The 11,632-nt window shown below is 71.2% G+C and carries 6 protein-coding genes; 1 reads left to right on the top strand and 5 read right to left on the bottom strand.

Annotated elements, in window-relative coordinates:
- The first annotated feature begins 26 nt into the window (after positions 1–26).
- Positions 27–1,472 carry an NAD-dependent succinate-semialdehyde dehydrogenase gene (locus RAMLITH_RS12650; protein WP_168108123.1) on the top strand — a complete coding sequence of 482 codons (1,446 nt, stop codon included), beginning with the start codon at positions 27–29 and terminating at the stop codon, positions 1,470–1,472.
- Positions 1,473–1,497: 25 nt separating this feature from the next.
- Here the strand turns inward: RAMLITH_RS12650 and RAMLITH_RS12645 are convergent, their stop codons facing one another.
- The 5 genes from RAMLITH_RS12645 to RAMLITH_RS12625 form a co-directional block, all read right to left on the bottom strand.
- Positions 1,498–2,457, bottom strand: a complete 960-nt coding sequence (locus RAMLITH_RS12645) for a helix-turn-helix transcriptional regulator (protein WP_168107789.1) — start codon at positions 2,455–2,457, stop codon at positions 1,498–1,500.
- A gap of 34 nt (positions 2,458–2,491) precedes the next feature.
- Positions 2,492–2,989 (bottom strand): YbhB/YbcL family Raf kinase inhibitor-like protein, encoded by a 498-nt coding sequence (locus RAMLITH_RS12640; RefSeq protein ID WP_168107788.1) that lies wholly within the window; start codon positions 2,987–2,989, stop codon positions 2,492–2,494.
- A gap of 68 nt (positions 2,990–3,057) precedes the next feature.
- Positions 3,058–5,022, bottom strand: coding sequence for an adenylate/guanylate cyclase domain-containing protein (locus tag RAMLITH_RS12635; protein WP_168107787.1), 1,965 nt, complete (start codon positions 5,020–5,022; stop codon positions 3,058–3,060).
- Complete coding sequence (locus RAMLITH_RS12630) at positions 5,003–8,566, bottom strand: FecR domain-containing protein (RefSeq protein WP_168107786.1); 3,564 nt, start codon at positions 8,564–8,566, stop codon at positions 5,003–5,005. Before RAMLITH_RS12630 ends, RAMLITH_RS12635 begins: the two co-directional genes overlap by 20 nt.
- Before the next feature lie 57 nt (positions 8,567–8,623).
- Entirely contained in the window at positions 8,624–11,590 is a 2,967-nt protein-coding gene (locus RAMLITH_RS12625; protein ID WP_168107785.1) for a DNA topoisomerase III, read from the bottom strand.
- Positions 11,591–11,632 lie beyond the last annotated feature (42 nt).

Below are 11,632 nucleotides of genomic sequence, written 5' to 3'. Positions count from 1 at the left end.
CAGGAATGAAGCGAGAGGACTTCGGGTTGTACCGTGGCTGGGGCCTGTTCATCGGCGGCGCCTGGCGTGCGGCCGAGGACGGTGGCGCGCGCGAGGTGATCGATCCGGCCACGGAGGAGATCCTCGGCTGGATCCCGGTCGCCTCCCGGGCGGACCTGGACGCGGCGCTGGCGAGCGCTCGGCAAGGTCTGGAAACCTGGCGGCGCGCCTCGCCGTGGGAGCGCGCGGCCGTGCTGCGCAAGGCGGCGGACCTGATCCGGGCCCGCGAGCAGGACATCGGCCGCCTCATGTCGCAGGAAACCGGCAAGCCGCTGGTGCAGGCCTGCGGCGAGACGCGCGACGCCGCGGACCAGTTCGAGTGGTACGCCGGCGAGACGCAGCGCATCTACGGCCAGACCATCGAAGCCCGGGTGCCCGAAGTGCGGATGCAGATCCGCTGGGAGCCGGTGGGCGTGGTGGCCGCCTTCTCCGCCTGGAACTTCCCCGCGCTGCTGCCCTCGCGCAAGATCGCGGCGGCGCTGGCCGCCGGCTGCTCGATCATCGTCAAGCCGGCCAGCGAAGCGGCCGGCAGCGCGATGGCGGTGGTGCAGGCGCTGGCGGACGCGGGCTGTCCAGCCGGGGTGGTGAACCTCGTCACCGGCGACTCGCGGTTCATCTCCGAGTACCTGGTGCGCTCGCCGGCCGTGGCGAAGATCAGCCTCACCGGCTCCACGGCCGTGGGCCGGCAGTTGCTGCACCTGGCCGCCGACGGCATCAAGCGGGTCTCGATGGAACTGGGCGGCCATGCGCCGGTGCTGGTGTTCGAGGATGCCGACGTCGACCATGCCGCCGAACAGTGCGCCCGCTTCAAGTACCGCAATGCGGGCCAGGTCTGCGCGTCCCCGTCCCGCTTCTACGTGCACGAGAGCATCTATCCACGCTTCTGCGAGCAGTTCGCCGCGGTGGCCAACAGCCTCAAGGTCGGACCGGGGCTGGACCCGGAGACGCACATGGGGCCGCTGGCCAACCGGCGCGGCCTGGAGAACACGCAGCGGCTGGTGGCCGACGCGGTCGAGCGCGGCTCGCGCCTGATCGCCGGCGGCGGCCGGCCCGCGCACATCGCGGGCGGCAAAGGCTATTACTTCGCGCCGACGGCGCTCGCGGACGTACCCGACCAGGCGCTGATCATGCGCGAGGAGCCGTTCGGCCCGGTGGCACCGATCGCGGCGTTCGCGACTTTCGACGAGGCGATCGCCAAGGCCAACAGCACCGGTTACGGACTGGCGTCGTACCTGTTCTCGCGGTCGCTGAAGACCGCCACGCTGGCGAGCGAAGCGATCCGGGCGGGCATGGTCGGCGTGAACGAACTGGCCATCGCCAGCGCCGAGATGCCGTTCGGCGGCGTGGGCGACAGCGGCATGGGCCGGGAAGGCGGCCCGTTGGGCATCCGGGACTACCTGGAGGCGAAGTTCGTGAAGACCCGGCTGTTTTAAGACGGACGGCTGTTGGTTCCCGAATTCACGATCCCCGCATCGCCTTGCGGTACCCGCTCGGCGACTGGCCGAACCGCTGCCGGAACCGCCGCGTGAAATACGCCTCGTCGGCGAAGCCCACCGCGTTCGCCACCGCGAAGATGCGCTCGCCGGTGTGCGACAGCAGGTGCTGCGCGCGTTCCATCCGGCGCGCGGTGAGCCACTCGACGAAGGCCATGCCGGTCTGCTTCTTGAGCAGTTGCGAGAGGTAGTTCGGCGACAGGAATGCGGCCTCGGCCACTTCGTTGAGCGAGATGTCCCGCTGCAGGTGTTCGTCGATGAACTTCAGCACGCGCCGCAGGGCGTCGGTGCGGCCCTGCATGTAGACCCGGCGGCCCGAGAGCGCCTCCAGTTCGTCGGCGTAGCGCTCCACGGTAAAGCCGATCAGCTCCAGCAGTGCGCCGCGGATGCGCTCTATGGTGCCGAGCTTGCGGTCCCGGTGGAGCACGGCGAGGTGCTGCAGCAAGGCCAGCACGTGGCGGAAATCCCGTTCGCCGAAGACGAAATCGACGTGGCCTTCGTACAGGAACGGCGTCAGTTCGGGGTACTCGGCGATCGACGCCTCTTCCATGTCCAGCGGCGACAGGTCGAAGTCGTGGCGCAGGAAGTTGGTGGCGAAGTTGATGACGTAGTACTCGGAGGCGCCTGGTTCGTGCGCCGCGTAATGCACCCGGTACGGCAGGATGAAGATCAGCGAGCGCGCCGGGTAGCGGCAGCGCTTGCCCGCCAGCACGTGGTGCGCCTCGCCGCTGACGTTGGCCTCGATCTGGAAGAACTCGTGCCGGTGCGGCATGACCACCGGCGGCCGGACGGTGTGGTCGCGGATCTCGAAGTCGAGCCGGTCCGACCGGTCGACCATCCGGTACGTGCGGATGCCGGACGCCTCGTCCGGCGCGCCCGCGCGCGGCTCGGCCGCGCCCGCCGGGGGACGCCTGCGCGACGTCATGGATGCTGCGCCAACCGCACGCGCCCCGGCCGCCCTATTGCGCTGGGCGCCCGTACAGCGCTGTGAACGATGCCTTCTCGAGCGTGTTGGCGTTGATCATGAAACCGGCCAGCGCCGCCGTTGCGTCCGGCGGCAGTTCCAGCCGGTCCTTGAGCGCGTGCACCGTGAACACGTAGCGGTGCGCCTTGTCGCCAGGCGGCGGGCACGGACCGCCCCAGGCCTTCACGCCGTAGTCGATGCGCACATGGCTCGCGCCCTCGGGCAGGTTGGCGTCGCCTTCGGCTCCGGCATTGCGCGGCAGTTCGGTGGCGTCGCCCGGGATGTTCACGACGCTCCAGTGCCACCAGCCGGAGCCGGTCGGCGCGTCGGGATCGAAACAGGTGACGGCGAAAGCCTTCGTGCCGGCCGGCGCGCCGCTCCAGCGCAACGCCGGCGACTGGTTGTCGCCGGAGCAGCCGAAGCCGTTGAACTCGAAGCTCCTGGGCATCATCGTGTCGGGCTGCAGGTCGGGACTGCTCAAGGTGAATGCCATGCGGTTCTCCTGTACGGGTCGGGGGCCAGATCATGCAACGGAACCGCGATGGCGGTCCAGCCAGCCGGTTACAGCTTGTCCAGGGCGAGCGCGGGCGACCAGTCGGCCCCCGCCGGCAGCGCGCGGGCCTGATCGACCCGCTCGAGCAGCCGCAAGGCGGCCGGGTCCCGCGGCTCGCGCCGCAGCAGCGCCTGCAGGTGCTCCTGGGCCTGCTGCCAGCGACCGGCGCCGAAGGCCGCCAGCGCGGCGGCGCTGTGCTCGCGCAGCTCGTCGTCGTCGCACGGCGTGAACACCCGCACCGGCTCGGACTTGCCCTTGACCACGACGACGTCGAGCACGCGCAGCGGCAGGCCCGGCGGCAGCCGCGCCGCGGTCGCGTCCGACAGCAGGATGCCGGTGCCGAATGCCTTGTTGGCACCTTCCAGCCGCGCCGCGAGGTTCACGGTGTCGCCCACGGCGGTGTAGGAGAAGCGGAGGTCGGAGCCGACGTTGCCGACGACGGCCGTGCCGCTGTGCAGGCCGATGCGCATCGTGATCGGCGGCAGCCCGCGCTCGCCCAGTTCCCCGGCCAGCGGGTGCATGGCCTCCTGCATCTCGATCGCGGCGCGCACGGCATGTTCCGCGTGCGCCGGATCCGGCAGCGGCGCGCCCCAGAAGGCCATGATCGCGTCGCCGATGTACTTGTCGACGGTGCCGCCGTGCCGGTGGATGACGGGCGTCATCGCGTTGAAGTAGGCGGTCAGCACCTCCACCGTCTGCTCCGCGCTCAACCGCTCCGACAGGCCCGTGAAACCGGCGAGGTCGGTGAACATCACCGTGACCTCGCGCGCCTCGCCGCCCAGGCGCACCAGCCCGGGCTGTTCCACCAGTTGCGCGACGACCTCCGCCGGCACGTATTGCGCGAACAGTCCCCGCATCCGCCGGCTGCGCCGGCGCACGGACACGAAGTGCAGCAGCCCGGTCGCGGCGGCGGCGGCGGCGAGCGCCGCGACCGGTCCCACGGGCGGCAACCACCAGCGCGCGCCGGCGAAGAGGGACCACGACAGGACCACCACGCCAGCGGCGGCGGCGGCGCTCGCGCCGGCCGCCAGCGCCGGATGGAGCGACGCGCTCGCGAGGGCGAGCAAGGCGGCCAGGCCGAGCACCAGCGCCAGGCGCCACTGGGGCGCCACGGCGACCACGCCCCCGCCCTGCAACCGGTTGGCCAGCAGCGTGGCCTGGATCTCGACCCCCGGAAACGCGCTGTCGCCCTGGCCGCCGAGCACGAACGGGGAGTTGAACATGTCCGACCGCGCCTGCCGCAAATCCGCGGCGCTGCGGCTGGTGCGCCCGACCAGCACGATCTTGCCGCTGAAGAACCCCGGCGGCAGCAGGCCCGGCAACACCGCCTGGTAATACGAGCGCGTGTCGATCGTGCCGCGCGGGCCGAGGTACTCGATCAGTTCGCCGCGCGGACCGGCGGCCGTCGCGCCGAGGCGCCCTGCGAGTTGGGCCGCCATCGTCTCGCCGCCTTCGGGCCGCTGCCGGACGACGTAATCGGCATCGGGTCGAACCCCGATGTCGCCGGCCACGGCGCCCGCCGCCAGCAGTTCGGGCAGGGGCTGGACCTCGGTCCACATGGTCGCGTTGCCGCCGTCCAGCATCTCGCGGGCCGACGCCAGTGCCACGGCGCGCGAGTTGGCGATGGCGCGGGCGAAGGCGCCGTCTTCGGCCGGCGTCGTCGGTTCGGCGAACACCACGTCGAAGCCGACGGCGGCGGCGCCGTCGGCCTGCAGCCGTTCCAGCAACCGGGCGTGCATGCTGCGCGGGAACGGCCATTGCAGCCGCAGCTCCTGGAAAGTCGGCTCGTCGACCGCGACGATGACTATGGGCGCTGCGCTGGCGCGGGGCGCGGCCAGCGTCGTGAACAGGTCGAACGCCTTCGCTTCCGCCAGCCGGCCGCCCGGGGTCAGCGACAGCAGCCACAGCGCCAGCGCCGCCGCGAGCGCGGCGGCCACGCCGGCCAGGCGCTCCCTAGAAGCGGTAGCGGACATCGACGATGTAGCGCCGGCTCTGGCGCTCGGACTTGCCGCCCAGCAGGTTGAGCGCGGCGGCACCGATCACCCAGCGCTTGTCGGCGGTCTCCCGGAATCCCATCAGGTCCATGGTGGTGCCGCCCGCCAGGACCTTGCGGTTTTCCTGGTCCTCGTAGCGCAGCGAGCGGTGCACGAGCCGGGCGCTGAGGTAGACGCGGGCGTCGCTGGCCCAGGTCGCGCCGAGCGCCACCGTCCAGCGCGGCAGGTAGGGGATGCGCTTGCCCGCGGCGTCGGCGTCCGCGCCGTCGAGGCTGCTGCTGCTGTCCTGGTGCAGCACCTTGGCGTAGCCGCTCGCGTGCCGGCTGAACATGTGGTTGATGCCGACCGTCGCCGCGCGCAGCGTGCCGCGGCGGAACGAGGGCGTGCCCTCCAGCAGGTCGGTGGTCGACAGGTTCACCACCTGTGCGTTGCGCAACTCCTCGAGGAACGGCAGGCTCGGGGTGCGCAGGTCGACGCCCGGCGACGCCGGGTTGTCGACGCGCAGCCGCTCGACGCGGCCGGCGACGAAGGTGTTCTCGCCGAGCGTGGCGCCGGCCTGGGCGACGACGCGGCGGTGCCGCCCGCCGGCCTCCACCAGGCGGTCCTCGACCGGGATGCCGGCGGTCTGCACGCTGCCAAGCGTGCTCACGCTGAGCGGGCGCAACCAGTCCTGGTAGGCGGCGCGCAGCGTGAGTTGCGGACGCGGCTGGAACACGAAGCCGACACGCGGCGTCAGCGCGCGCTGGGTGCCTCGTTCGTTCGCGTCGGCGCCGTCGGCCGCGCCCAGCGCCAGGAAGCCGATGCTGTTGCGGCCGTGAACGTCCTGGCGCAGCCAATTGGCAACCAGTGTCGCGTCCAGCCGCACCGCCGGCGACAGGCGGCGCTCCCCGGCGAGGGTCACCGCCGAGAAGCGCCGCGCAATGTCGTTGAAGCCGGTGAACACCATCGTGTCGGTGAACGACTCGCCGAGGAACTCCATGCGGACCGGGCCCATCCCGCCGACCTGGTTGTCCTGCGCTTCCCTGACGTGCTCGATGCCCAGCGCGAGGCGCGTGTCCGCATCCGGATCGCTCGTGTGGCGCAGCTGCAGGTCGACGACGCGCTTCCTGAGGATGCCGACCAGCCCCAGCGAGCCGGACGACCACTCGTCGGCGAACGGCGACTGCAGCCCGTAGAACTCGGAGTCGTCGGTCGCCGAGCCCAGTTTCAGCCAGGTCTGCGCCGTCGGCGACCAGCGGTACGAAAGCCCCAACGTGGCCTGCCTGGTGGTGTTGTCGATCCGGCTCGTCCCGAGCGTGCCGTCGCCGAAGAAGTCCAGCTCGCGGCGCCCGCCCAGGCCGATGTCGGTCTGCGTGAGATAGATCAGCGCGCCCAGCCGCTCGGTGGGGCGGGCGCCCACCGCGATGGTGTCCACCCGCGCCCGGGCGTCGTAGTCTTCGCTGCCGGCGCCGATCTCCACCGGCATGCCGGAAACGTTGGCCCGCTGGCCCTTGGCGAAGAAGGCGAGCGGATAGCCAGGATGCGCGAGCCCGTTCACCGCGAACGACGGCGCCGACAGCCGGTAGAAGTCCCGGTCATGCGTGGCGCCCACCACGCCGTACGCGCCCGGTCGCTGCAGCAGCGTGGAAAAGCGCGGGCTGCCGCCGAAGGCCAGCGGATCGGCCAGGAAGCCCTGGAACAGCTCGGAATTCTTGTTGAACTCGCCGGGATAGCGGTCCGCGAGGAACAGGTGGCTGCCGCCCCAGTACGGGTGGTAGCCCTGCTGCGCCAGTTCCAGCGCCCACTCCTCCATGCCGAAGAACGCGAGCGCAGCGCCGAAGTTCGCGCGCCCCTGCTGGTCGTTGGCGAGCTGGTTCAGCGATTTCAGGTACGGCATCCGCTCCACCGCCCGGCGCGAGGCCTGCACCGCATCTCCGGCGCGGAACAGGTCGGTATGGATCTGTGCCAGGAACAGCCAGGGCAGCGGGTCCTTGTCATCGAGCGCGGCCGCCTGCTCCAGGGTCGCGATCGCATCCTGGTGCCGTCCCAGCTGCCAGTACGCGACGGCCGTGTAGGCCTTCGCCCGGGCGTAGCGCGGCTCCATGACCCCGGCCCGCAGCAGATCGTCGAGCGCCGCTTGCGGCTCGCCCTCCTTCAGGCGCAGCAGCCCGCGGCCGGTCAGCGCCACGTAGTCGCCGGGATCGTCGGCCAGGGCCGCGTCGAAGGCGGCGTGCGCGTGCGGCATCGCGTTGCGCAAGGTCTCCAGGGTACCGAGCTCGCCGCGATAGCCGGGGCCGTGCGGATGGAGCTGCAACGCCTGCTGCAGCGCCGCGCGCGCCGGCACGGTGTCTTCCCGCTCGGTGTGCGCGCTGCCCAGGCCGAACCAGCCGCGATCGTCCCCGGGCGCGAGCCGCGTCGCCCGGGTGTAGGCGTCGACGGTGCCACGCACGTCGCCTTCGCGCCGCGCCAGCGCACCGCGCGCGAGCCACAGGTCGGCCGGGTCCTCGGGACGCACCGGCGCCAGCGTACGGGCGCTCTCGTCGGTGTGCCCCGCGAGCAACTGCGCCTGGGCGAGCTGCGCGCGCAGAACGGGCGTGCCAGGCCAGCGCGCGAGGCCGCCGCGCAGGGTGGACTGGGCCTGCGCGTTGTCCCCGTCGACCAGTTGCAGGTCGGCCAGCATGCCGTAGGCGGCCACCGGCGCGTCGGTGCCGCGCAGCAGCGCGGCCAGGCGTCGGCCGGCATCGCCGCTGCGACCGCCGAGCATGTCGAGCGCGGCCTGGAACACGGCGACCCATTCGGGCTGCGCCTGCACGGCGGCCAGCGCGGCCTCCAGCGCGGCGGCGTCGCGACTGGCGAGGGCGGCACGCGCCGGCAGCAGCGCGGGCGGCACCGCGCCGGACGGCAGGTGCCGCAGCGGCTCCGCGACCAGCGCATTGACCCACTGCACGCGGTCGGCGGGCTGGCTCAGCTGGATGCGCACCGGCGCCTTGCCGACTTCGGCCAGCGCGGCTTCGTTGCTGCCGACGACGACCGTCCCTTGCGGATTGGAGAGCGTGACGGTGCCGGACAGCACGGTGAGCAGCGTCCGGCCGCCGGGCTCCACCTCGATGTCCCAGTCGGTGCCGCGGATGCCGGCGGTGGCCGCCGGCGTCTGCAGCTCGAGCCGGCTGTCCGGCACGCGCCGGGTCTGCGCCCAGGCCCGGCCGATCTCCAGCAGCATGGTGGTGAGCGGTTGCGCCGGCGTCGCGACGCCCTTGACCTGCAGGACGGTGTTCTGGTGCAGCCGCACCTGCGTCTGGTCGGCAAACAGCAGGGCCATGCGCGACGCCTCGCCCGTGCGAACGAAGTCGCCGGCGGCGAGGGCCTGGGCGATGCGGGCGGGACGCCATTGCGGCGCACTGCCGGTGCGCTGCTCGCCGCTGCCCTGGAGCGTCAGGATCTCCGCCGCGGCCCCGGCCGGCAGTGCCGCGGTCGCCTGCGCCGACCAAAGGAGACCGGCCGCAGCCAGCCATCGCACTGCCTGCCGGCAGGCCCTGTCCTTCATGACTTCCCTCCTCGGGGCCGCTCCGCCGGCCCGTACTGCCTGCTCCCTGCGTTCCCCTTATTCTGCCGAGAGGTGCTTGCCGACGATCCCGGCCAGCTCGAACATCGTCACCTGCGGCTTGCCGAACACCGGCAGCAGCTTGTCGTCGGCGTTGATGGCGCGCTTGTCCTTCGCGTCCTGCAGGCCCTTGGCCTTGATGTAGTCCCACAGTCTCTTGATGACCTCGGTGCGCGCCACCGGCTCGGTGCCGATCACCGCCGCGAGTTGCGGGCTGGGCTTGAGCCCGGGGCCGGTCTTGCGCGGCGCCGCCTTCTTCGCCGGGGCGGCTTTCGCCGCCGGCGCCTTCTTCGCCGGCGCCTTCTTCGCGGCCGTCTTGCCGGCCACGGTCTTCGCTGCCTTCGCGGCCGGCGAGTACTTCGCCGCCGGCTCGCGGGCGGCCTTGCCGGCGGGCGCCTTGCGCGGCGGGAACTTCGACGCGCGCGGCTCGAACTCGAAATTCACCTTGCCCGCCTCGGCGTCCCATGCGAGGAAGGCCTTGAACGACCGCCGCGTGCGCATGGAGACGAACTTGTCGAGCAGGTCGGTCTTGCCGGTGGCCAGCAGCTTGGCCATCTGCTCGCGCTCGACCGGTTGCTGCAGGATGATCTTGCCGGTCTTGAAGTCGCAGCTCGGCGTGGGCTGCTGCGCCGTCGGCACCGATTTCTCGCAGACGTAGTTGCTGCCCCACTCGAACACGCGCGCGCCGCATTTGGGGCAGGCGCCCAGCGGCTCCTGGCCGGCGAAGTCCACCAGTTCGCCGGTTTCGGCCGGGTTGTCCTCCTTGCCGAAGTCGAATTCCAGCTTCCAGTTGCGGTCTTCGTCGCTGTATTTCAGCGCCAGTTCGGCCGTGAACGGCCAGCCGGCCTTGGAGCGGAAGCCTTCCAGCGGGCCGATCTTCCGGTCGCGCAGGAACTGCTCGACCTCTGCGAGTTCGAAGGCGCGGCCGGCCGGAATCTTGGTGAACGAGAAGCCGCAGCCCTCACCGTCGCCGGTCGGTCCGGTGCAGGTGTAGCGCCGGTAGTTCTCCTTGACCACGCCGGAGCAGTTCGGACAAGGCGTCGTCAGCGTCGCATAGTCGCCCGGCACGGTGTCGCGGTCGTACTCCTTGGCCTTGCGCACGATGCGCTCGGTCATCGCCGCGATCTCGCGCATGAACTCGTCGCGCGAGAGCCGGCCGTGTTCCATCTGGGCCAGCTTGTATTCCCAGTCGCCGGTGAGTTCGGGCCGGGACAGTTCCTCCACCCCGAGGCCGCGCAGCAGCGTCATGAGCTGGAACGCCTTGGCCGTGGGGATCAGCTCGCGCCCCTCGCGGATCATGTACTTCTCGTTGATCAGCCCTTCGATGATGGCGGCGCGCGTGGCCGGCGTGCCCAGGCCCTTCTCCTGCATTGCCTCGCGCAGTTCGTCGTCCTCGATGAACTTGCCGGCGCCTTCCATCGCCGTGAGCAGCGTTGCCTCGCTGTAGCGCGCCGGCGGACGCGTCTTCAGCCCGCGCGCCTCGACGTTCTCGGCCCGCACCATCTCCCCCGGCTTGACCGGCACCAGGCTCTGGCCCTTGTCGCCTTCCTTCGCGCCCTCGACCTCGCTGGCCGCCTCCTTGCCCCAGATCGCGAGCCAGCCCGGCTTGACCAGCACCTTGCCCTCGGTCTTGAAGCTGTGGCCGACCGCCTGCGAGATGCGCGTGGTCACGAGGAATTCGGCGCTGGGGAAGAACACCGAGAGGAAGCGGCGCACCACCAGGTCGTAGATCCGCTGTTCGGCGTCCGACAGGCCGCTGGGCGCCTGCAGCGTCGGGATGATGGCGAAGTGGTCGCTGACCTTCGCGTTGTCGAACACGCGCTTCGTCGGCTTCACATAGCCCTCGTCCATCGCCTGCTGGGCGAACGGCGCGAGGTGGCGCATGCCGCTGCCGGCCAGCATGCCCATGGTGTTGCGCACCACCGGCAGGTAGTCCTCGGGCAGGTGGCGCGAATCGGTCCGCGGATAGGTCAGCGCCTTGTGCCGCTCGTACAGGCTCTGCGCCAGCGCGAGCGTCGTCTTGGCCGAGTAGCCGAAGCGGCCGTTGGCTTCGCGCTGCAGGGATGTGAGGTCGAACAGTCCCGGCGACGCCTGCGTGGTCGGCTTCGATTCCTCGGTGACCGTGGCGGCCTTGCCGCGCACGGCGTCGGCGATGGCGAGTGCGTCGCGCTGCGACCAGACGCGGTCGGCCTTCTGCTCGGCGTCGTCGGGGTTCTTGCGCCAGTTCGGGTCGAACCATTTCGCCTGGTACTCGCCGGCTTCGGCGAGGAACGTCGCGTGGATCTCCCAGTAGTCGCGGCTCACGAACTTGCGGATCTGCTCCTCGCGCTCGACGACCACGGCGAGCGTGGGCGTCTGCACCCGGCCGACGGTGGTCAGGAAGAAGCCGCCGTCGCGCGAATTGAACGCGGTCATCGCGCGCGTGCCGTTGATCCCCACCAGCCAGTCGGCCTCGGACCGCGAGCGCGCGGCATTCGCCAGGCCTTCCATCTGCCGGTCGGATCTCAGCTGCTCGAAGCCGTCGCGGATCGCCTGCGGCGTCATCGACTGCAGCCACAGGCGCCGCACCGGCTTGGGCAAGGCCTTGCCGCCGCCGGCGAACTGCTGGATCAGCCGGAAGATCAGCTCGCCTTCGCGCCCGGCGTCGCAGGCATTGACAAGGTCGCCCACGTCCTTGCGCTTGGCCAGCCGCACCACCGCATTCAGCCGCGACTTGGTCTTGTCCACCGGCTTGAGGTCGAAATACGGCGGGATCACGGGCAGGTGGGCAAAGCTCCACTTGCCGCGCTTGACGTCGAATTCCTCGGGCGCCTGGATCTCCACCAGGTGGCCCACCGCGCTGGTGACGATGTACTTGTCGTTCTCGAAGTGGTCTTCGTGCTTCTCGAACTTGCCGGCGACCGGCGTCAGCGCGCGCACGATGTCCTGTGCCACGGACGGCTTCTCGGCAATCACGAGTGTCTTCATGCTCACTGTCTGGTCCAGTCGTTCCCGGCGCCGCCGGCGGGC

The sequence above is a fragment of the Ramlibacter lithotrophicus genome (assembly GCF_012184415.1).
GTDB classification, from domain to species: Bacteria; Pseudomonadota; Gammaproteobacteria; order Burkholderiales; family Burkholderiaceae_C; genus Ramlibacter; species Ramlibacter lithotrophicus.
The sequence above is the reverse complement of the archived record's forward strand: the minus strand, read 5'-3'. Positions and strand labels throughout refer to the sequence as shown.

Bases quoted from the DNA above. Each gene is read 5' to 3' on its own strand.
- RAMLITH_RS12645 (WP_168107789.1), bottom strand. From the start codon at position 2,457: ATGACGTCGCGCAGGCGTCCCCCGGCGGGCGCGGCCGAGCCGCGCGCG.
- RAMLITH_RS12640 (WP_168107788.1), bottom strand. From the start codon at position 2,989: ATGGCATTCACCTTGAGCAGTCCCGACCTGCAGCCCGACACGATGATG.
- RAMLITH_RS12635 (WP_168107787.1), bottom strand. From the start codon at position 5,022: ATGTCCGCTACCGCTTCTAGGGAGCGCCTGGCCGGCGTGGCCGCCGCG.
- RAMLITH_RS12630 (WP_168107786.1), bottom strand. From the start codon at position 8,566: ATGAAGGACAGGGCCTGCCGGCAGGCAGTGCGATGGCTGGCTGCGGCC.
- RAMLITH_RS12625 (WP_168107785.1), bottom strand. From the start codon at position 11,590: ATGAAGACACTCGTGATTGCCGAGAAGCCGTCCGTGGCACAGGACATC.